The following is a 19,822-nucleotide window of genomic DNA, read 5'->3' on the forward strand; positions in this document are numbered from 1 at the left end:
CATGATTGCCTGAGAAAGTGCTGATAATCAACTAAATTTTCTCAAAGGATAAATTCATGAAAATAGTGGCTTAGTTTCAATCAGCTCTCACTCCCACCTGAGATGCTTGGGATGTTCAGGATAAAACAAAGAAGAGAGTAACAAATGAAACTTGCACCCATATTTACAAGTGTCGCTTTGGTTGGTTTTCTCACAGTTTGGGACGCACCATTAAAGGTGATCAATCCGTTATTAGTGCAGGCATCAGCAGCCCAAGAGATGTCTCTAACACAGAAACTAGACTTGCTAACTAAGAGTAAGGGTAAGATTGGTAGTGGTGATCAACTACGTCGTTTCTTTTATGGTGACTTGGAGCCGATCGGTATCCAGGTAGGTGGTGCAGGTCACGTAGTTAATCTTTACAACAAAGCCAATGATATCACATTCTCTTACTGTGCACACTACGATGTGATTGTAGCAATTAAGAAAGGTAAGGTGACTAAGTTTGAACCCAGTGAAGTGAGGTAATACTATATCCGCTTTTAAATTAATATTTCGCTAAAACCAAAGGAGCTATTTGATTACATCTAGGTTGCGATGTCTGACGACAAGCCACGTTGCATCCACGCCCTAGTAAAAGTCTGATTTAGTCCTCCACAAAAAGGCATTAAAGTTCTTGCAGAATCAGATTAAAGGGCAAAGGTAAAAAGAAAATTTAATCTTTTTACCTTTAATGCCCCATTAATTTTATTTATTCTAGACAATGCCAGTTACCGTAAAATTGAAGAAAGAGATTTGGGGACAAGGGGAATTTTGCAGATAGGGATTGAGATCCCATCTGAAACCCAAGAGGCAAGAAACGTCTGATAAAAATCGTGGAAAATTTAGCGGCACAGTCAGATTTGAGTGGATTCCAAGCATCAGGAAATAAAACAGCAACCCAAGCAATATCTGATTTTTGCAATTTACCATAGATCCATCATTCCCATGCTGATTTTATTTTAGCAAAAATTGATAAATTAATATTTAAATGATTATTAAATAATTGCATTGCTGTTTGTTACAGAAAATCAATTAATTCAGCAGTTGCGATCGCCAAATTTATTGTAGTAGCCCAACTCTCTAAATCAGCAGCTACTTGCATTAGTTGCTTAGAGATTTCATCATCAATCCACATGCCAAACTCCTCCTGCACCTGATTAGCAGAAGTTAACATCATTACCAAATCCTGCACTGTTTCCAAACCCACTACCATCATACAGGCTGGTGCCTTCTGTCCGAATTCCTCCATTCAGGGCGGTATAAAGAGTTCTACGAGATTACTGCACCAGCAAAAGCCGAATTTCGACTTGACAGATTTGACGCAATCTTTGGATAAGGCGATCGCGCAATATCATAATTACACCGGGCCAAAATCAGCTTAAACTGCCCCACAGACGTCTCAATCCCTCAAGCCAATTGTTGCAGTGAACGATCATAAGGTTATCTTTAGGTAGGTGCGCTGAATTGGTCATAAGCTCATTTAAATCTAGATTTGTGTGCAGGTTTTGACCTTGAGTCAATCTATCCTGCGTTACACTCAAGTGCAAGGCTAATAGCTGAAGTCCACTCAAGTGGACTGGAACCTTTTATTAGTCCTGTTTAAAGGACTTTGGCTACTGGTTCCAGGGATTTTAATCCCTGGTGGGTGAGTGGGTAAGCGAAAACTTCATTAGTTTTGCTAGATGTCCTGCATCTGTGATCAAGGTATTCTGGAGATATGTTGCTCAATGCGATCACCTACGGTGGGCGGTTACGCCATCGGATAAAGTATTGTATTGCGAAATAATTGTAATAATATTTAACATGAGTTGATGTTGTGTTATTTAGATTAACTATTGCAAAGAAATTCTTTCAGAGTCAGTAGAATGACAAATACAACCAGGCAACTATTTTATAGATTAGTTACCCTGGAACTGTAGACTATGTTTTCAGTCCTGAGTTATTTAAGTTATTTTGCCTCTGCGGCATACCAATCTAGACCACACCAAATCCTTCATTAAGAGCTCCCACAAATCATAATGCCTGTGATTGAGAAGAAAAGAACTCGCGATCTGCCCCAAATTAACGAACGAATTCGCTTTCCGAAAATTCGGGTGATTGACACTGATGGTGCCCAACTGGGAATTATGCCCCCACTGGAAGCACTACAACTAGCAGAAGAAAAAGAGTTAGATTTGGTGCTACTCAGTGATAAAGCTGACCCGCCAGTTTGTCGGATTATGGACTACGGGAAATATAAGTTTGAGCAGGAGAAAAAAGCACGAGAAGCCCGGAAAAAGCAGCACACGGCTGATGTCAAAGAAGTTAAGATGCGCTACAAAATAGAAGAACACGACTACAACGTGCGTGTCAAGCAAGCAGAGCGCTTTTTAAAAGATGGCGATAAAGTCAAAGCTACTGTGATGTTCCGGGGTCGAGAAATTCAACACAGCGACCTAGCAGAAGATTTGCTCAAGCGAATGGCAACGGATTTGGAGCCATTTGGTGAGGTTCAACAAATGCCTAAAAAAGAAGGGCGAAACATGATGATGCTCATCTCGCCCAAAAAATAATTCTCTAACTGTTTAATAGACCAAGTTTGAAAATCCCCTGACTTATAGCCAGGGGATTTTTTCGTTTTTCGTTTGGATACAACATGCGCCCAAAGGTACTGAGGTCATTTAAATTTATCGAAAATCGATAGTCCTGAAGGCTGAGTGGGAAACATAAGACTCAGTTGCTCAGGACTTTTGCTATTTCCAGGAGATGAGGGATGAGGAGGACAAGGAAGTATTTTCTTCCCCTGCAACGCCAGACCCTACTCGCCTATTGCGCGGTGATACTACCAGAAAATAAAACTGCATGGAACTGAAAAATCACTGGTTGGCTGCAAATAAAGTTGCTTTACCACGACTACTACAGTGGGTGAATCTCCGACCGGAGGAGAGTGAACGGACTCGGATAATGTTTGTTTTTTACACAACTGTATGTGTAGGATTGCGGTGGGCAGAGGACAGTACGGTGGCGCTGTTTTTGGATAAATACGGAACTAACCTACTGCCGTGGATGTATATTGCCAGTGCCGCTATGAGTGCAGGACTGGTTTTTTTATACTCTTGGTTACAAAAGATTTTTCCCTTACGCCGGGTGATTGTAGCGATCGCACCTTGCATGTTGATGCCATTAGTTTTATTAATTTTATTACGTTGGGGATGGCATGTTTCATACCTGGCAGTTATTTCGGTATTTCTGCTGCGGCTGTGGGTAGATGCACTTTATGTGGTCAATGACCTCAACACCTCGATTGTCGCCAACCAACTATTTAATATTCGAGAGATTAAGCGCACTTACCCACTGGTGAGTAGTGGTCTTTTGGTAGCAGATGTGATTAGTGGCTTTAGTTTGCCTTGGCTAGTGCAATACACCACGCTGAATAAGATCATCCTGATCGCCTGTATAGTAATTTTATTTGGATCGGGGATTCTCTTCTATTTAACTCATCACTATCGAGCAGCTTTTCCTGAAACTCCACAAAGACTAATTTCTGAAGAACAAACCTCACGAGAGCGTTTCATTAAAAGTCCGCTGAAACGCTATGTCTGGCAATTGTTTGCCTTTGTGGGTCTGTTGCAAGTCATTGGGTTGTTAGTAGATTTTCAATATCTGCGCGAACTTCAATCTAATTTGGGTGATCGAGAACTCGCTAGCTTCTTGGGTCTTTTTGGTGGCATGTTAGGATTGTGTGAGTTGTTGTTGCAGTGGTTTATTTCCAGCCGACTCATCGAACGGATGGGGGTATTTTTCACAGCCACACTTTTACCAATCACTGTAGGCTTTTCACTACCAGGAGTGCTGGTATTCCTGCATTTAATTCCAGCCATACAATCGCAAAGCTTTTTTTGGGGTCTGGTGATTGTCAAATTCTGCGATGAACTTCTGCGCTACACCTTTGTCATGAGTAGCGGCCCCATCCTGTACCAACCGATTCCAGAGGCAATTCGCAGCCGGATGCAGACTTTATCTGGCGGAACCGCCGAAGCGATCGCTACAGGTTTGACAGGAGCGCTAATTTTTGTAACTCTATTGTTTTGTGGCAGGTTTGTACCTGTACCCATGCAAAAGTGGGTGTTGGTAGCAGAAACAATGCTGATAGCTAGTGCTTGTTTAAAAGTAGTTTGGGAATTGCGATCGCGCTATGTTGAACTGTTAGTCTTAAGTGTGGCACGGGGTCACTTAAGTGCAACGAATGTGGGTCTACGATTCTTTAAGCAGGGGGTAGTCAAAGCTTTAGCAGAAAAAGGCAGTGAGGCTGATAAACGTTCTTGTATTGAACTTTTAGCCCAAATTGATTCCCAAGGAGCTGCGGAAGTTTTAGCACCCCTATTATTCAAGTTAACCCCAGATTTGCAGCGCCAAAGTTTGGAGGTGATGCTGATGGCAGGTGCCAATCCCGCTTATCTAGCCGCCATCCGTCCTTTGTTAGAACAACCCCAAGAAACTAACCCCGAAGTTTTTGCTTTAGCGCTGCGCTACGTTTGGCTGGCTGAACCAAATCCCAATTTAAGCCTCCTAGAAGAATACTTGAACCCTCGCCAAAACTCACTCATCCGCGCCACTGCCGCCGCTTTAGTCTTACGCCAAGGAACGCCCATGCAAAAGGTAGCAGCTACCCAAACCATGCGCCGGATGTTGACTCATAAGCAAGAACGGGAACGGGTGAATGGAGTTAGAGCGCTCAGAGAAGCAGTTTATTTGCAGGCGTTGCGGATTTACATCCCGAATTTATTACAAGATGAGTCCTTAAGGGTACGCTGTGCCGTATTGGAAATGATCGCTGCTACCCATTTAGAGGAGTACTATTCGGCACTGATTGCAGCACTTTATTATAAATCAACCCGCAATACAGCAATGTCAGCCCTAATACAACTGGAGAATGAAGCTGTAGAGATGCTGTTGCAGTTGGCTATCAATATTTACAAACCAGAAGTAGTGCGGATGTACGCTTGGCGGACTATTGCTCAAATTGGCACCCAGGAAGCATTGGAGACTTTATGGAAAAACTTGGAATCATCTTGGGGAACTACTAGGGATCATATTCTCCACAGCTTACTAAAAATACACAAACAACCAGGAATTACAGGTTTAGTAGATCGGTTTTATGAAAGTCAGGTAGAAAATTTAATAGAACAGGAATTAAAGTTTTTAGGTGAGATTTACGCCGCCTACATTGACTTCAAAACACTAGACGAAAAAGAAAATTATCAATCAAGTGAGAGGATTGTGATTGTCTCTGAATTACTGCAACGCGCCCTCCTAGAATTGGAATTGGATGTCAAAGAGCGGCTGCTACTGTTACTGAGACTGCTTTACTCGCCAGAAAAGATGCAGGCAGCAGCATTTAATCTGCGATCGCTTTCAGTGGTAAACTTAGCGCGGGGCTTAGAAATCTTAGAGCATACCGTAACTCTGTCTTCAAAGTCTCTGTTGCTGAATACTTTAGATAACCGACCGCAGGCAGAAAAATTGCAACATCTTGTAGAAGCCAAGATCCTAGAATATGAAAATATGGTAGTTAGCGATCGCCTCCACAGATTGCTGATGTTGGGTAACTTGCTTTCTGACTGGTGCCTAGCTTGCTGTTTCCATTTTGCTCAAGTGACTCGTATCCGACTGACAAGTTCTGAGATTTTAATGAGTTTGCGTCATCCAACTGGCTTTGTTAGGGAAGCTGCGATCGCATACTTGCATCTGGTTTCACATCGCGTTCTCCTGCAAATCTTACCCCAGTTACAAAAAGATCCACATCCTCTGGTGGCTGCTCAAGTTAAAGAGTTACTCGAAAAATACCAGTTTAAAAATTACAATTGAAAAAACCTCCGCTGGAATAATTTTATTATTTCCATTTTTGCTAAGTAAAGACTTACACACTCTACGATTCTTCTCTTCTCTTGGAGAGGCTGCACCAACGAGACGCTCGGTGAAGGCGTTCTTGGTGCCTTCGCGGTAGCCTGCGGCAAGCCACTACGTGTCTACGATAAATTAAGCTTTTTGGCAATTTTTGTGTAAGTCCTAAATAAATTAGGGACTTCAAAAAAAAGAACTGATTCAAAATGATTAAAAAGGCAATGAAATCGGATAGGCTCTAAGTACCGAATTATCCTCACAAGCTACATCTGCATTTCCTTGTTAGCCTATAAAGTGAAGTAAGAAGTAGAAAAAGCATTAGGAGCATTCATGTACGTACTAATTGGTGGAGCAGGCTTAGTGGGGCTGACTTTAGCCCAAAAACTGGTAGAAGTAGGACATACTGTTGCCGTAATTGACATTGATCCTATAGCTTGTCGCTATGCTCGTGAACAAGTAGGAGCAATGGCTTTTGAAGGAAGTGCTGTGAGTACAGAAGTATTGTTAGAAGCCGGGATTCGGAAAGCCGGCTCCTTGGCAGCTGTCCTGAGAAGTGATGCTTTAAACTTGGCAATGGTAACTCTTGCGAAACATTATGGTGTTCCCCACCTTTTAAGTCGGATGCGCCACCCCGATTTTGCCGAACCACTGCGGATAGCTGGAGCCAACCATATCATCAGTACTGTTGAACTAGCAGTTTCAACAATGGTGAATGCCATTGAGTATCCGCAAGTAGAATCAATGATGCATTTTGAGCAAGGGCAAATTGAGGTTCTGAAACTTGCCATCCCAAACAATTGCTATGTTGCTGGTCGTAGCGTTGCCGAAATCGCTCAGGATTCCGGGTTTCCTAGTGGTTCGCTAATTATTGGCTATCAACCCCATCCCCACGAAGACTTAATGATTCCTAACGGCAGTACAATACTGGAACCTCATTCAACAGTGCTGATTGTGACTAAACCAGGATCTTTACACCAAGTAATTGATTTTATTGAACAAAAATGTTGAGCGCAGTCCCCACCTAAACTCTTTATTAGATGGGGTTAGCTACAGATGTATAAAAAACGGGTGTAAATAGTTTTAATGAAGCCGTATCCACATCTTTATTTAGCGATCGCTGTTATTTTTCTTGTATCTTGTCAATCAACAAGTATTCCACCCAAGTCACAACCCGATGCCACTCAAGCAACCCCATCTCAAAAAATAGTGACGCTGGATAATAATTTTAAGATAGCAAGCGGTCAAACTGTTTATGTTCCTGTCTATTCTCATATCTATCATCACAATCGCCAGGAGATTTTTGAGTTAGCAGTTACGCTCAGTATTCGGAATACAGATTTGACCAATCCGATGATCATTACTTCCGTGCGCTACTATAACTCAGATGGGAAATTAGTTAAGCAGTATTTGGAGCGCCCTATTCAGCTTGATGCACTAGCTTCTACAGATTTTTTTATTAATAGAAATGACACTAGTGGAGGTTTAGGCGCAAACTTTATTGTAGAGTGGGTAGCCCAAACAGATATATCCGAACCTATAGTGGAAGCAGTCATGATTGGTACTGACTTTCAGCAAGGAATTTCTTTTATTAGTCCCGGTAGAGTCATCAAAAGTCAACCTAATTCATAATCACAAAGAGTTTCCATTCAGTGTAAATACGGTTAGTTCTGAATACAGGATAAATGCATATAAATATTGAAGATTGATGATGAGAAATTAGCGAATATTTCTTAATATCACTTTGCCTCTGTCATCGTGATCTCAGATTATTAGATTTTACGAAAAGTGTAATTTTATATACTATTAATTATACATCTTAAGGCTTGGGTAAGACACGATATCAAGCAGATAACTGTAATGGGATGTAAGTCATTGACTCACTGTGGCTTTAGCCACGGTGAGTCAAACTGTTACTCCGAACCAGGCTGAAGCGATCGTTCTCAGTTTTTTTACAGTTATTCTTCCAAAGAAAAACTCTCTGTGGCACAGCGATCGCTTCGCTGACCGTGCATCAAGACCGATCGCCTGACTCATTCTCCACTGTTCAATAGCTTTCAAATCTGTAGCCCTTATCCTGCATAACTTAGAGCTTTTATTTGTCATAGATCTGGGTACATTCGGTCAACTTCATCCCATGCCTGGTTAGCTAAAAACTCCAATACCATCGCCAAGAGTAGCGGATCGTCATACATCCCATCCTGCAAGCGCTCAAAGAATATCTCGATAAAGCAGGAATAGGAGTTCACTGTTCATAAAGCGTTGATCGCTCCCTTAACGCGATCGCTGTCAATTTCTACATAGCGCTCTAGGGATTTGAAATCTTTATGGCCCGTAATCTTCTTGATTGTGTACAAGTCCGTTCCGTTGCGATGTAATATCATGTCCGCTTGATTACTTATAAAACCCCAAGAACCACACCCCCTAGTAGCAGTAGCTTAAAGCAAACTTTTTGTTACGCTTCATTTAGAAATTGGCACAGTCCCTGTGTTGTGGAAAGCGGTAATCTGCCAGGTGTTCTCCTTGCGGGTTGTTACGGCTGTCCAGACACCTGTATTTTCTATTCGATGTACTTCATCAGGACTCTTCTGTCCAGTAGTTTCCCAAGTGGTATGTGCGACTGCTACATCCGGGGTGAGGAATTTAATTTGGGTGTCAGTAATAGTCATCTGGTTATCGCTTAAGAACGACGCCAGCGCCTGCGCGTGTGCTTGTTTAGTCTCGGTTCGCCCTTTATACCAGCGACCTATGACGTCCACGAAATCGATATCCTCGGCAAACAACGTCGCTAAGTGCTCCGCATCTTTAGCGTTCCACGCCTCGGCAAACCTTGTCATCACTGCTTTGATTGCCGCTTCATCCTTTGCACTGGTTTCTGTTGTAGACATAATGATTGTTCTCACTAATGATTTGTATTGAAGAACTACCGCTTAGGAGCGCAGCACCTTGAGTGCCACCTGGGGAAATAAGCCTTGTAACACCAGCGAACTGTACCCAAATCGTCGCCATCGGCTCTAGTCAACGGGCATTACGAAGGGTTGTGTTGCCTCAACTCTTTAATTTCCATCTGTTTGTCCAGGACTGTCCTGGATACTTAACGAACACGCTGCCGGCCCCAAAAAGAGAGCGTAGCCGAAGAGTTCTTAGCTATTTGCGATCGTAACGGCTTGATGGAGGTATTCGTTACTGGAAAGCTGGGCAAGCATGAAGTCAGCCAAGTCGCCACGTGTAATTTTATGGGCCTTCTCGCCCGTTTCGGGATCGAAGACTCGAACGTTCCCCTTGGCGGGGTCGTCGGTGAGGAGGGCTGGGCGAAGAATCACCCAGTCCAGACCGCTGGACTCGACAGCAGACTCCATTGCCGCTTTGTCCTTGTCCGCGCCGCGCAAAAAGGTCGAAACAAGTAAGCGCTCATACAGGGTGGCATTCGCCTCACTATCCCCTTCGCCAATCATGGAAGTTACCACCAGACGGCGCACACCGTTTCGCTGCATGGAAGCGATGATTGTGTTGGCGGCGCTCGATTCGAGCGTAGTTGCCTTGTAAGGCGTTTTGCCGCCAATCGTGTCAAGCACCGCGTCTTGACCGAGGACTGCTGCATCCATCGCGACACTGTCGGTGGCGTCACCTTCAATGACGCGAACATCCGAGACTTCGTATTCGTCAGCTTTGTGAACGAAGGCCGTGACCTGGTGACCAGCGGCTACAGCCTGTTCGACTACAGCTCTACCGGTCTTGCCGGCGGCTCCTATGACTAAGACTTTCATATTTTAACTTTCCTATGTAACGCTTAGTGGGTTTTCAGCTCACAGAAATGCGGCCTTTATCAGGACTTCTGTGCGAATGCAGGATCTGGGGCGAGAGGGAAGACCTGGGTGTTAGCGTAGCCAACCTTGATCAGTGGAAAGCTGTCGATTATCTCTTGCATGTGCTTCGGTGACTCCGCTTCAAAGAGAACGGCCGCGCCATAATCCCTCTTGCCTAGCACCCACGATTGACGAAGAAGTCCCTCCATGTAGAGATTTTTCGCTCGCGCCTCTTCCTCGAGTAACAATTGCGGGAAGTCAGAGGGCATTTCATCGCTTTGGAATTTATGTTTGGGCGTGAAGATAACAAGATATTGCATATGACACGTTTATTTAGCTTGCTTAGAGACTCTGATCCAATCGGAAGTCAAAAGGGTAACACGGACGGTGTTTTTCAAACGAGCTTTAATTTCGGTAGCGATTGAGTGTGCGCTGGGATGCTCAAAAGAATGTGAACCCACCGTAGTATTTTTCGTTCAAGGCTTGATTTCATAACGTGCGATTGCTTCGATTTAAAGTTTCCTCTGTATTTAACATCTCCCAGTATGATTAATCAACTTATATAGATAAAGGTGGTTTTTATGAATTGATTGTTTGTAATATTGGACAATAGCAGAGTGCAGATACTCTCATTGCAGTTAGTGCAGGTTATGGACGATTTGAATGCTGTTTTAGTATTTCTCAAAGTCGCGGAACTGGGAGGATTTGTCGCAGCAGCGCGATCGCTAGACTTGCCTAAATCTACCGTCAGTCTGAAGGTCAATAAGCTAGAGCAACGGCTAGGAGTCCGATTATTTCATCGCACGACGCGGCGGGTTTCTCTTACTGAAGAAGGACGACTCTACTACAAAAACTGTTTACCTATTCTCGATGCGTTACATGATGGTGATGATGCGATCGCTAGCTTGCAAGGACATCCGCAAGGCACTGTGCGAGTGACAGCCACCATGTTGTTTGTGCAGTCTGTTCTCGCACCCAATTTGCCGGAGTTTCTGCTGATCTACCCTGATATTCGAGTGATTCTCAATGCGACGACTGAATACAAGGATATTGTGAAGGAAGGGTATGATCTAGCGATTCGGATTGGGGAATTGGACGATTCAACCCTGATCATGCGACGGATTAGCACAGGTCGTCAGAAACTCTTTGCCAGCGCAACCTATCTCAAAACCGCTGGCGAACCAAGAGCAATTGCTGATTTGACCAGTCATACGCTGCTTTGTATGGCTCATCATCACAACGAACTGACCTGGACATTGCATAATAAACAGCACGAAACAGTAACGCTCTCGTTTCATCCACGACTACTCAGCAATGACGTTGCCCCCATTTATCAAGCAATCGTTGCTGGAGTAGGGATTGGGCTGCTACCAGAATTTCTGTTTCAGCAGAAGTTACAGGGTGGGGATATAGTAAACGTCTTACCCCTGTGGTCATCAGCTCCGGTCCCGATTAACGCACTTTACCCCAGTCGAAAATATGTCCCAATGAAAGTCAAAGTCTTTCTAGAGTTCCTTGAGCAAAAGATGCGCTAAAACTTAACGTCAGTTCGGGTTAATGTTCGGGCGCTTAACCCCCATTTTGGGTTTGAGGGGTGCTCCCGAATCTCACAACTCGAACCGGAGCGCTATCGTTCCTATTTAGATGCATATGCTTATATTTCTGTCAATGCGTAAGTCCTAACCACTAGCCCTTTCAAGGTGGGTAAAAATGTTAGTCAAAAAACCTCTTTTTAACTTCTTACCTCTGTATTTTCTGCATCTTTATGGTTAGATAAGTTACTTTTTAACCACAGAGGCACAGAGAGCGCAGAGAGAAAAAACGAGATTTTTCGAGTCAATTTGATACTTCTCAGACATCCTCTAAGCGATACTGGACTAGCTTTCAAGCAAATAATACTATGTATCACAACTTAGTATTATTATGAGTCACCATCGCCTTTATATATAGGTGCATATTATGCTGTAGTATCGAGTGGAAGTACTGCTATTGATATCAGAGAGTTTGTGTATTGAACTAAACCTCTAGCAAAATAGCCTCCTTCAATGTAATATCTCTCACATACACTTGTCGGAATGGAGTTAACAGTGTCATAAAGAAAAGGTGAAGGTTAACCTGTAGGGTATAACTTACCTTAGAGTTGCTTGCACCTTCTAGCTTCGATGGATCACACTCATGACTGAACTCACGCTACGCCTACAAGAGGAAGATACCGAGACAACGATCGCAGTTGATCAAGATGTATTCACAATTGGTCGTTTGCCGGAATGTAACTTATACTTACCTTTTGCTGGAGTATCCCGCAACCATGCTCGCCTTGTGAAAACGGCTGACGGTGTGTGGACTATTGAGGATCTGGGTAGTAAAAACGGGACGCAAGTCAATAAATATGTTATTAGCTATCCCCAAGAGTTACATCACGGCGATGTCGTTTGGCTAGGCAATGTTAGCCTGGTAGTACTGCTCACAAGCGCTGTTTCCCAATCGACACCTCAGTATCCCGGAACTTCGGACGTTAATGAGCAAAGAACAATCCTTCACAATGTCGAACAATTACAACAGCAATGGATTGCAGCTGATAGTAAAGATGGCAACATCAATAATAAGGACAAAACCATTGCCCGTCTCAAAGACTTAGTGGATATAGCTAAAAATCTCTCAGCGGCAGCGTCTATAGAAGAGATTTTTTCCCAGGTGCAGCAAGTGGTTTTTCGTTACCTTGATAGTATCGAGCGCTTGGCATTATTAATTGATGTTAATGGTTGCGGTCAATTAGAGTTAATGAATGCTGCCACTAGAAACGTTTCCCAACAAAAACATCTCCCCTCAGATGGAAGTTGGATTAGTCGGAGTATCTGTCAAAAGGTATTTGACGAAAAAGTTGTCATTCAAACCGCCGATACCCATGAGGATGAACGGTTTGCTAGTGAACAGAGTATTTTGGTCAAAGGCATTCGTAGCGCGATGGCGGTGCCTTTATGGGATGAAAATAAAGTTGTGGGCGTATTGTATGCCGATGCCAATCTTTCTTCTTACCATTGGGCAAATGAAGGCGAGGAAGAACTCAGCTTTTTTTCGGCTCTAGCAAACCTTGTAGCTTCTAGCGTGCAGCGTTGGCTATTGGTAGAGAAACTCAAAACTGAAGAGATCATTCGTCACCGACTAGAACGCTATCATTCTCCAGCAGTCGTACAGCAGTTGATATCTATAGGCGGATTACCGGGCGGTCGTTTAGCTCCCGCCGAGAGCGAGATTAGTATTGTGTTTGCAGATTTGGTTGGCTTTACGGCAATTTCTGAAAAGTTAACACCAACTGCGATCGCTCAACTATTAAATAATTTATTTGAAGAGATGCTAAAAGAAGTATTTACTTACGGCGGCACTTTAGATAAGTATATTGGCGATTGTATTATGGCATTTTTTGGCGCTCCAGAACCGCAACCAGATCACGCCGATCGCGCAACCGCAGCTGCTAAGGGAATGCTCACTCGTCTCGAACATCTCAATGCCAATGGATTTTGGCAGGAACCCCTACAATTACGTATTGCTATTAACAGCGGTAAGGCTGTCGTGGGAGATGTTGGTAGCTCTCAAAGGGTAGATTATACGGCATTAGGCGCGACGATTAATCTTGCCGCTCGCATGGAAGCAGTTTGTCCTCCTAGTGAGTGCGTGATTAGTGAAGTCACCTATAAAATGCTTTCACAACCCTTTGATTTCCAAGAAATGGGAGATTATCGTTTCAAAGGTATTGAGCGATTAGTGAAGATTTATCAGACAAATTTGCATCAAATGCCAACAATTATTAGTCCAATCATTAATTTTTAGTGATGGTGCATTGAAAAACAACTAACTAATGACTAATGAAAATTGTCAATTTATCAATATAAATACATAGTAAAATTGTATATTTTATTTCAAAAAGAATTGCAAAATTGTAATATTAAACAACTAATTCTGGGCTAAAAGACTAAAATTTGGGTGGTAGCTTCCAAGATTAATATGTGTAACACTAAGAAGCCTACCTCAAGCTGTTTTTAACGGGAGATCAGGTAATGGCTATCGTCACCATTAATCCCGCCACTGGGGAGACGCTTAAAACCTTTGAGGCGCTCAACGATGCAGAGATTGCTGCTAAACTCGATTTGGCTAATCAGTCTTTTGAAAAGTATCGCCAGACTAGTTTTTTGACGCGATCGCACTGGCTGCAAAAGGCTGCTGATATTTTAGAGCAAGACAAAGCAGAATTTGCGAAGTTGATGACTCTGGAAATGGGTAAGCCATTTAAAGCTGCGATCGCTGAAGTCGAAAAATGCGCCGCCGTCTGTCGCTACTACGTTGAACACGCCCCTAGTTTTTTGGCTGATGTCAGTGTAAAAACTGATGCCAGCCAGAGTTTTGTTCGCTACCAACCAATGGGTGCAATTCTCGCGGTGATGCCGTGGAATTTTCCCTTCTGGCAAGTATTCCGCTTTGCTGCACCAGCATTGATGGCGGGTAATGTCGGCTTACTCAAACATGCTTCCAATGTGCCGCAGTGCGCCTTGGCAATTGAGGATATTATCCGACGCGCAGGTTTTCCTGAAGGTGCGTTTCAAACTCTATTAATAGGCGCTGCTAAAGTTGCCGATTTGATGGCTGATGACCGCGTGAAAGCTGCCACCTTGACAGGAAGCGAACCAGCAGGTATATCCCTCGCCATCGCTGCCGGCAAACAAATTAAAAAAACTGTTTTGGAATTGGGAGGAAGTGACCCGTTTATTGTGTTAGAAAGTGCTGACTTAGAGACAGCAGTTGTCACAGCTACTACAGCGCGGATGTTGAATAACGGGCAATCATGTATTGCAGCAAAACGTTTTATTGTCGCAGAAGCGATCGCAGACAAATTTGAAAAATTACTTTTAGAAAAATTTGAGGCGCTGAAAATAGGCGATCCCATGCAACCAGATACCGATTTAGGCCCCCTGGCAACTCCTGGTATTCTCCAGGATTTAGATCAACAAGTGCAAGATGCGATCAGCAGCGGTGCTAAAGTCCTCACCGGTGGACATCCTTTATCAGATCGTCCAGGGAACTTTTATCCGCCAACGATCATCATAGATATCCCGCCTGAGGCACCAATTGCAAAAGAAGAATTTTTTGGCCCGGTAGCCTTGTTATTCCGGGTTTCGGATATTGATGCTGCCATTAAACTTGCTAATGACAGTCCCTTTGGCTTAGGTGCAAGTGCTTGGACAACCAACGACCAAGAATGCGATCGCTTGGTTGAGGAAATCGAAGCAGGTGCCGTGTTTATCAACGGTATGGTCAAATCTGATCCCCGATTGCCCTTTGGCGGCATTAAGCGTTCTGGATATGGCAGAGAATTGAGTATCCAAGGGATACATGAGTTTGTCAATGTTAAAACTGTGTGGGTGAAGTGATCGGGGAGTGGGGAGTAGGGAGTAGGGAGTAGGGGGACAAGGGGGACAAGGAAGATTCATTCTTCCAGCTGTTTTAAGTACCCCATTCCCCACTCCCCATTTCCCACTACTTCGGCTTCTCTACGAGACGCTACGCGTAGCTTGCTTCCCCGTAGGGGTACGCTCAGTACAAGTCCCCATTCCCCACTCCCCATTCGTCAATCGTTAGGAAATAAAATGAATACAGCAGAATTATTGGTGCAGTGCTTAGAAAATGAAGGAGTGCAATATATTTTTGGACTTCCTGGCGAAGAAAACCTGCACGTTTTGGAAGCGCTAAAACATTCTTCCATTAAATTTATTACGACTCGTCATGAACAGGGTGCAGCATTCATGGCCGATGTCTACGGACGCTTAACAGGAAAGGCCGGAGTGTGTCTTTCTACTCTTGGGCCTGGGGCAACCAACTTGATGACCGGGGTCGCAGATGCTAACCTTGATGGTGCGCCCTTAGTGGCGATTACTGGTCAGGTGGGAACAGATAGAATGCATATTGAATCCCATCAATATTTAGATTTGGTGGCAATGTTTGCACCTGTTACCAAGTGGAATAAGCAGATTGTGCGACCAAGTATTACACCAGAAGTAGTCCGGAAAGCATTTAAGCGATCGCAATCTGAAAAACCTGGTGCAGTTCACATCGATTTGCCAGAAAATATTGCTGCCATGCCCGTGGAAGGCAACCCTTTGCGTAAGGATAATAGTGAAAAAAGCTATGCATCTTTTGCTAGCATTCGGGCAGCAGCAGCCGCAATTTGCCAAGCAGTTAATCCATTAATCTTAGTAGGAAATGGGGCAATTCGCGCTCATGCAAGTGATGCAGTCACACAATTTGCTACATTGCTGAATATACCTGTTGCCAATACTTTTATGGGTAAAGGCGTGATTCCCTATACACATCAATTAGCTTTGTGGTCAGTGGGATTACAGCAAAGAGATTTTATTACGTGTGCATTTGATAACACAGATTTAGTAATTGCGATCGGCTATGATTTGATTGAGTTTTCCCCGAAGAAATGGAATCGCAATGGTGAAATTCCGATTGTGCATATTGGGGTAAGTCCGGCGGAAATTGATAGTAGTTATATTCCCAATGCCGAAGTCGTGGGAGATATTTCAGATTCCCTGTATGAAATTTTAAAATTAGCAGACAGACAAGGTAAACCCGATCCCTTTGCCATTAGCTTAAGGTCAGATATTCGGGCTGATTACGAACAGTATGCCCATGATGACGGATTTCCGATTAAGCCGCAAAAGTTGATTTATGACTTACGGCAAGTGATGGGCCCAGATGATATCGTCATCTCTGATGTTGGCGCACATAAAATGTGGATGGCGCGTCATTATCATTGCCATAGCCCCAATACTTGCATAATTTCCAACGGCTTTGCGGCTATGGGTATTGCCATTCCTGGCGCTTTAGCAGCAAAACTCGTTCATCCTAAGCGCAAAGTCGTTGCTGTCACAGGCGATGGCGGTTTTATGATGAATTCTCAGGAATTAGAAACAGCCTTGCGTGTCGGTACGCCCTTTGTCACGATAATTTTCAATGATGGTGGCTATGGGTTAATTGAGTGGAAGCAAGAAAATCAATTTGGCAAAGGAAACTCATCTTTTGTGCATTTTAGCAATCCTGATTTTGTCAAATTAGCCGAAAGCATGGGTTTAAAAGGCTACCGAGTTGAATCGGCTTTAGATTTGATTCCCACCCTCAAAGAAGCCCTCGCTCAAGATGTACCCGCCGTGATAGATTGTCCCGTGGACTACCGGGAAAATCACCGCTTCAGTCAAAAAGCCGGCGAGTTGAGTTGTGCGGTGTAAAAAGTAGAGACGCGATTAATCAAAAAGTAGAGACGCGAAAAATCTTTGTCTCTACAAGAGTTAGGAGTTAGGAGTTATTTATTCCTAACTCCTTATTAATTTCTACTCCTTTAGTGTTATGGTAAGGTGCGTTACACCAAGGGCTAACGCACCACTTTACTTCACTTCATTTATAGATAATATTTCTCCTCTTTCTTTGCGTCCTCTGCGTCCTTTGCGGTTCGGAAAAAAAACCACGAAGCTCAAAGGTTCATTCACGAGTATCAAAGACTGATTCACCAAGCTCAGAGGTTCATCGACGAAGCTCAGAGGTTCATCGACGAAGCTTAGAGGTTCATCGACAAAGCTCAGAGGTTCATCGACGAAGCTCAGAGGTTCATCGACGAAGCTCAGAGGTTCATCAACCAAGCTCAGAGGTTCATCGACGAAGCTCAGAGGTTCATCAACCAAGCTCAAAGGTTCATCGACGAAGCTCAGAGGTTCATTCACAATGAGTTAGAATTAATAACTTCTAGCTTATTACTGATTTTTACTCCTAATTAATTGTCTTTTGGTCTAAATTTGTGCTTTCTTGTTTTTGGGCAATATCTTCTACTGCTTTGCATTGCCTTTTGTCAATATCTGACTTAATAATGAGTCCCTTAGTATTGAGCGCTATTTCAACTTGGTATTGACCATTCACCATATTAATCGCAGCGTAAGTTACTGTACCAAACATCATCACTCCGCAAAGTGATAAACTAATTTGCAAAACTCCCAGTTCTCGTTTCATTTTTAAAGCCCTAATCTCTTATATTCATCATTAAAGTTTGGTGCGGTGTGAGAACTGAGTTGAGAAGTAGCCACTGATTAGACGAGTTTTAGTTGATTACTCAGTTAACTTCAGGATGACTCTAATTTAGTAGAGTGCAAGAGGCGATCGCACAATAGCAAAGCTGTTTAGCTAGTATAAAAACCTGATATACTCGCAGCAGTTTCTCGATGAGGAATGATGGCGCGATCGCTCCGAGTAGCCCCAGAGTATATTGAAAAAGTAAAGTCAGCACCTGGGCGTAACGGCTATCCTAGCCAGCAGTCTTTGGCTACTGATACAGGATTTTCTCTCTCCACAGTCAAAAACTTTCTTACTGGTAAACCTGTTGACTATCTAAATTTTGTAGAACTTAGCAAAAAACTGGAGTTAGAGTGGCAAGACATTGCATACAAAGAACCAGAAACTCAACCAAATAAACCCCAGCCAACTAATGGGGAAGCATCACCCTTCATCACTGGCGCACCCATCACCCAGCCGCGTTACTTTTTTGGACGAGAGAAAGAATTAAAACGCCTCTTCAATCTACTCAAACGCCATCCTCTACAAAACGCCGCCATTATCGGTAAAAAGCGCAGTGGTAAAACATCCCTGCTGCACTATCTCAAAAATATCACCACCACCCCAGCAGAACAGCTGCGTCCTGAGCAAAAATCTGACTGGCTACCGCATCCAGAAAATTACTGTTGGATTTTTGTAGACTTGCAAGATGCACGAATGCAAAACCGAGAAGGTTTACTAAAGTACATCTTAGAATCACTGAAGATGCAAGTGCCTACACCTTGCAATTTAGATCATTTCATGGAAATAGTCAGCGATAATTTGCATTTTCCCACAGTCATCTTATTGGATGAGATTGGCGTTGGGTTGCAACGTTGTCCAGAATTAGATGATGGCTTTTGGGAAAGTTTGCGGTCTTTGGCGAGTAACCATACAGGGGGGAATCTAGCATTTGTCTTGGCTACCCCCGAATCACCGATTGAAATGGCGCATAACACAGGACACAGTTCACCGTTTTTCAATATTTTCGGCTACACCGCATATCTGGGAGCATTGACTGAGACAGAAGCGCGAGAATTGATAGTGAGTTCGCCGATTGCTTTCACTGATGAAGATGTAGAGTGGATTTTGACAGAAAGTTGCTGCTGGCCACTGTTGTTGCAAATCCTGTGTAGTGAAAGATTATTTAGTTTAGAACAGGGAGAGACTGATGATAATTGGCGTGAGGAAAGTTTACGACAAATGAAACCATTTGCTGATTTATTAGATTCATAACTAGCAGAGTAACCATGAAAGCATATCGAATTGAAACAAAATTAACTAAAAACGGAACCTTGATTCTTGAGAATTTACCGTTTCAGGCAGGCGAAGCAGTAGAAATTATAATCTTAGAACGTTCTTCCCAAGCTTCAAAATCTAATCCTTATCCTTTACAAGGAAAGGTTATTCATTACGATGAACCAATTGAGCCTGTTACATAGAAGATTGGGAAGTGCTGTAATGACTGCGTTTGCAATGACAATAATATCTTCAATATCTCTACTATTAACCTAAGCAGGCAAATTAATGCCTTCTCAAAACTTACCCACTAATTACGCTGAAATCTACACTCATACACCTAAACCACACTCTAATTTGCTCATAGGTGGTTTGCAACTATTGTTTTGGCTATTTTTTCGTCCTGTAGCTTGGTATCAACACACTGTACATATTAGAGATGAGATTAACTCTTTAGCAGACTTAAATAAACCATCTGTATGGCAGCCAGTGTTACAAGGGTATTTAATTGTACCTCTCTGGACTAATTTTATCCTTGGTTTAATACTTTGGGGGTTAGGTCAGCCATTACCAAATATTTTGTCTATTGTAGCCTCAAGCTTAGGATGTTGTGTAGCATTAAGCGTGGCGTTTGGCGTGGCCTTAGGGGTGGCGTTTGGCGTGGCCTTAGGGGTGGCGTTTGGCGTGGCCTTAGGGGTGGCGTTTGGCGTGGCCTTAGGGGTGGCGTTTGGCGTGGCCTTAGG

General features: G+C 43.3%; 19 protein-coding genes and 1 pseudogene. 13 read left to right on the forward strand and 7 right to left on the reverse strand.

The features are described 5' to 3' along the window. The first annotated feature begins 144 nt into the window (after window positions 1-144). Window positions 145-507 carry a hypothetical protein gene (locus V7K46_RS08250; RefSeq protein WP_335112060.1) on the forward strand — a complete coding sequence of 121 codons (363 nt, stop codon included), beginning with the start codon at window positions 145-147 and terminating at the stop codon, window positions 505-507. Between the two features lie 532 nt (window positions 508-1,039). On the opposite strand, the gene V7K46_RS08260 is transcribed toward V7K46_RS08250, so the two are convergent. After that, window positions 1,040-1,237 (reverse strand): hypothetical protein, encoded by a 198-nt coding sequence (locus V7K46_RS08260; RefSeq protein WP_335112061.1) that lies wholly within the window; start codon window positions 1,235-1,237, stop codon window positions 1,040-1,042. Between the two features lie 802 nt (window positions 1,238-2,039). Between V7K46_RS08260 and infC the strand changes: the two genes are divergently transcribed. The 5 genes from infC to V7K46_RS08285 all read left to right on the forward strand — a co-directional run bounded on the left by infC (window position 2,040) and on the right by V7K46_RS08285 (window position 7,933). Next, window positions 2,040-2,573: a translation initiation factor IF-3 gene (infC, locus tag V7K46_RS08265; protein WP_273767490.1), complete on the forward strand. Its 534-nt coding sequence runs from the start codon at window positions 2,040-2,042 to the stop codon at window positions 2,571-2,573. A 289-nt stretch (window positions 2,574-2,862) separates the two neighbouring features. After that, a complete protein-coding gene (locus V7K46_RS08270) occupies window positions 2,863-5,868 on the forward strand; it encodes an MFS transporter (RefSeq protein ID WP_335112062.1) in 3,006 nt (1,001 codons plus the stop codon). 366 nt (window positions 5,869-6,234) lie between these two features. Beyond that, on the forward strand, window positions 6,235-6,912 hold the full coding sequence (locus tag V7K46_RS08275; protein WP_298907916.1) for a potassium channel family protein: 678 nt from the start codon (window positions 6,235-6,237) through the stop codon (window positions 6,910-6,912). Window positions 6,913-6,987: 75 nt separating this feature from the next. After that, entirely contained in the window at window positions 6,988-7,533 is a 546-nt protein-coding gene (locus V7K46_RS08280) for a DUF3124 domain-containing protein (protein WP_335112063.1), read from the forward strand. A 253-nt stretch (window positions 7,534-7,786) separates the two neighbouring features. Then, window positions 7,787-7,933: a hypothetical protein gene (locus tag V7K46_RS08285; protein ID WP_335112064.1), complete on the forward strand. Its 147-nt coding sequence runs from the start codon at window positions 7,787-7,789 to the stop codon at window positions 7,931-7,933. Between the two features lie 220 nt (window positions 7,934-8,153). On the opposite strand, the gene V7K46_RS08290 is transcribed toward V7K46_RS08285, so the two are convergent. From V7K46_RS08290 to V7K46_RS08305, 4 genes are all read right to left on the reverse strand, one after another. Continuing rightward, window positions 8,154-8,285, reverse strand: a complete 132-nt coding sequence (locus tag V7K46_RS08290; protein WP_335112065.1) for a hypothetical protein — start codon at window positions 8,283-8,285, stop codon at window positions 8,154-8,156. A 78-nt stretch (window positions 8,286-8,363) separates the two neighbouring features. After that, window positions 8,364-8,789 (reverse strand): YybH family protein, encoded by a 426-nt coding sequence (locus tag V7K46_RS08295; RefSeq protein WP_335112066.1) that lies wholly within the window; start codon window positions 8,787-8,789, stop codon window positions 8,364-8,366. Window positions 8,790-9,044: 255 nt separating this feature from the next. Further along, a complete protein-coding gene (locus tag V7K46_RS08300; RefSeq protein WP_335112067.1) occupies window positions 9,045-9,668 on the reverse strand; it encodes an NAD(P)-dependent oxidoreductase in 624 nt (207 codons plus the stop codon). 59 nt (window positions 9,669-9,727) lie between these two features. Then, complete coding sequence (locus V7K46_RS08305; RefSeq protein ID WP_335112068.1) at window positions 9,728-10,027, reverse strand: muconolactone Delta-isomerase family protein; 300 nt, start codon at window positions 10,025-10,027, stop codon at window positions 9,728-9,730. 297 nt (window positions 10,028-10,324) lie between these two features. On the opposite strand from V7K46_RS08305, the gene V7K46_RS08310 reads away from it, so the two are divergent. The 4 genes from V7K46_RS08310 to V7K46_RS08325 all read left to right on the forward strand — a co-directional run bounded on the left by V7K46_RS08310 (window position 10,325) and on the right by V7K46_RS08325 (window position 16,990). Further along, window positions 10,325-11,242, forward strand: a complete 918-nt coding sequence (locus V7K46_RS08310) for a LysR family transcriptional regulator (RefSeq protein ID WP_335112069.1) — start codon at window positions 10,325-10,327, stop codon at window positions 11,240-11,242. 640 nt (window positions 11,243-11,882) lie between these two features. Continuing rightward, window positions 11,883-13,535 (forward strand): adenylate/guanylate cyclase domain-containing protein, encoded by a 1,653-nt coding sequence (locus V7K46_RS08315; RefSeq protein WP_335112070.1) that lies wholly within the window; start codon window positions 11,883-11,885, stop codon window positions 13,533-13,535. A 227-nt stretch (window positions 13,536-13,762) separates the two neighbouring features. Next, entirely contained in the window at window positions 13,763-15,130 is a 1,368-nt protein-coding gene (locus V7K46_RS08320; protein ID WP_335112071.1) for an NAD-dependent succinate-semialdehyde dehydrogenase, read from the forward strand. A gap of 216 nt (window positions 15,131-15,346) precedes the next feature. Further along, window positions 15,347-16,990, forward strand: coding sequence for an acetolactate synthase large subunit (locus tag V7K46_RS08325; RefSeq protein WP_335112072.1), 1,644 nt, complete (start codon window positions 15,347-15,349; stop codon window positions 16,988-16,990). A gap of 156 nt (window positions 16,991-17,146) precedes the next feature. Here V7K46_RS08325 and V7K46_RS08330 read toward each other — a convergent pair whose 3' ends face one another. After that, window positions 17,147-17,479 (reverse strand): hypothetical protein, encoded by a 333-nt coding sequence (locus V7K46_RS08330; RefSeq protein ID WP_335112073.1) that lies wholly within the window; start codon window positions 17,477-17,479, stop codon window positions 17,147-17,149. A gap of 46 nt (window positions 17,480-17,525) precedes the next feature. Continuing rightward, window positions 17,526-17,762, reverse strand: coding sequence for a hypothetical protein (locus tag V7K46_RS08335; RefSeq protein ID WP_335112074.1), 237 nt, complete (start codon window positions 17,760-17,762; stop codon window positions 17,526-17,528). A 216-nt stretch (window positions 17,763-17,978) separates the two neighbouring features. Between V7K46_RS08335 and V7K46_RS08340 the strand changes: the two genes are divergently transcribed. The 3 genes and pseudogenes from V7K46_RS08340 to V7K46_RS08350 form a co-directional block, all read left to right on the forward strand. Continuing rightward, window positions 17,979-19,076 (forward strand): ATP-binding protein, encoded by a 1,098-nt coding sequence (locus tag V7K46_RS08340; protein WP_335112075.1) that lies wholly within the window; start codon window positions 17,979-17,981, stop codon window positions 19,074-19,076. A gap of 14 nt (window positions 19,077-19,090) precedes the next feature. After that, complete coding sequence (locus tag V7K46_RS08345) at window positions 19,091-19,282, forward strand: hypothetical protein (protein WP_335112076.1); 192 nt, start codon at window positions 19,091-19,093, stop codon at window positions 19,280-19,282. Between the two features lie 85 nt (window positions 19,283-19,367). After that, window positions 19,368-19,822, forward strand: a pseudogene (locus V7K46_RS08350) (AAA family ATPase); the annotation flags it as partial.

Source organism: Nostoc sp., from assembly GCF_036917395.1.
Classification (GTDB): domain Bacteria; phylum Cyanobacteriota; class Cyanobacteriia; order Cyanobacteriales; family Nostocaceae; genus Nostoc.

What these genes read in the sequence shown, in the direction of transcription:
- V7K46_RS08250 (WP_335112060.1), top strand. Translation starts at nt 145, where the DNA reads ATGAAACTTGCACCCATATTTACAAGTGTCGCTTTGGTTGGTTTTCTC.
- V7K46_RS08260 (WP_335112061.1), bottom strand. Translation starts at nt 1,237, where the DNA reads ATGATGGTAGTGGGTTTGGAAACAGTGCAGGATTTGGTAATGATGTTA.
- infC (WP_273767490.1), top strand. Translation starts at nt 2,040, where the DNA reads ATGCCTGTGATTGAGAAGAAAAGAACTCGCGATCTGCCCCAAATTAAC.
- V7K46_RS08270 (WP_335112062.1), top strand. Translation starts at nt 2,863, where the DNA reads ATGGAACTGAAAAATCACTGGTTGGCTGCAAATAAAGTTGCTTTACCA.
- V7K46_RS08275 (WP_298907916.1), top strand. Translation starts at nt 6,235, where the DNA reads ATGTACGTACTAATTGGTGGAGCAGGCTTAGTGGGGCTGACTTTAGCC.
- V7K46_RS08280 (WP_335112063.1), top strand. Translation starts at nt 6,988, where the DNA reads ATGAAGCCGTATCCACATCTTTATTTAGCGATCGCTGTTATTTTTCTT.
- V7K46_RS08290 (WP_335112065.1), bottom strand. Translation starts at nt 8,285, where the DNA reads ATGATATTACATCGCAACGGAACGGACTTGTACACAATCAAGAAGATT.
- V7K46_RS08295 (WP_335112066.1), bottom strand. Translation starts at nt 8,789, where the DNA reads ATGTCTACAACAGAAACCAGTGCAAAGGATGAAGCGGCAATCAAAGCA.
- V7K46_RS08300 (WP_335112067.1), bottom strand. Translation starts at nt 9,668, where the DNA reads ATGAAAGTCTTAGTCATAGGAGCCGCCGGCAAGACCGGTAGAGCTGTA.
- V7K46_RS08305 (WP_335112068.1), bottom strand. Translation starts at nt 10,027, where the DNA reads ATGCAATATCTTGTTATCTTCACGCCCAAACATAAATTCCAAAGCGAT.
- V7K46_RS08315 (WP_335112070.1), top strand. Translation starts at nt 11,883, where the DNA reads ATGACTGAACTCACGCTACGCCTACAAGAGGAAGATACCGAGACAACG.
- V7K46_RS08320 (WP_335112071.1), top strand. Translation starts at nt 13,763, where the DNA reads ATGGCTATCGTCACCATTAATCCCGCCACTGGGGAGACGCTTAAAACC.
- V7K46_RS08325 (WP_335112072.1), top strand. Translation starts at nt 15,347, where the DNA reads ATGAATACAGCAGAATTATTGGTGCAGTGCTTAGAAAATGAAGGAGTG.
- V7K46_RS08335 (WP_335112074.1), bottom strand. Translation starts at nt 17,762, where the DNA reads ATGAAACGAGAACTGGGAGTTTTGCAAATTAGTTTATCACTTTGCGGA.
- V7K46_RS08340 (WP_335112075.1), top strand. Translation starts at nt 17,979, where the DNA reads ATGATGGCGCGATCGCTCCGAGTAGCCCCAGAGTATATTGAAAAAGTA.
- V7K46_RS08345 (WP_335112076.1), top strand. Translation starts at nt 19,091, where the DNA reads ATGAAAGCATATCGAATTGAAACAAAATTAACTAAAAACGGAACCTTG.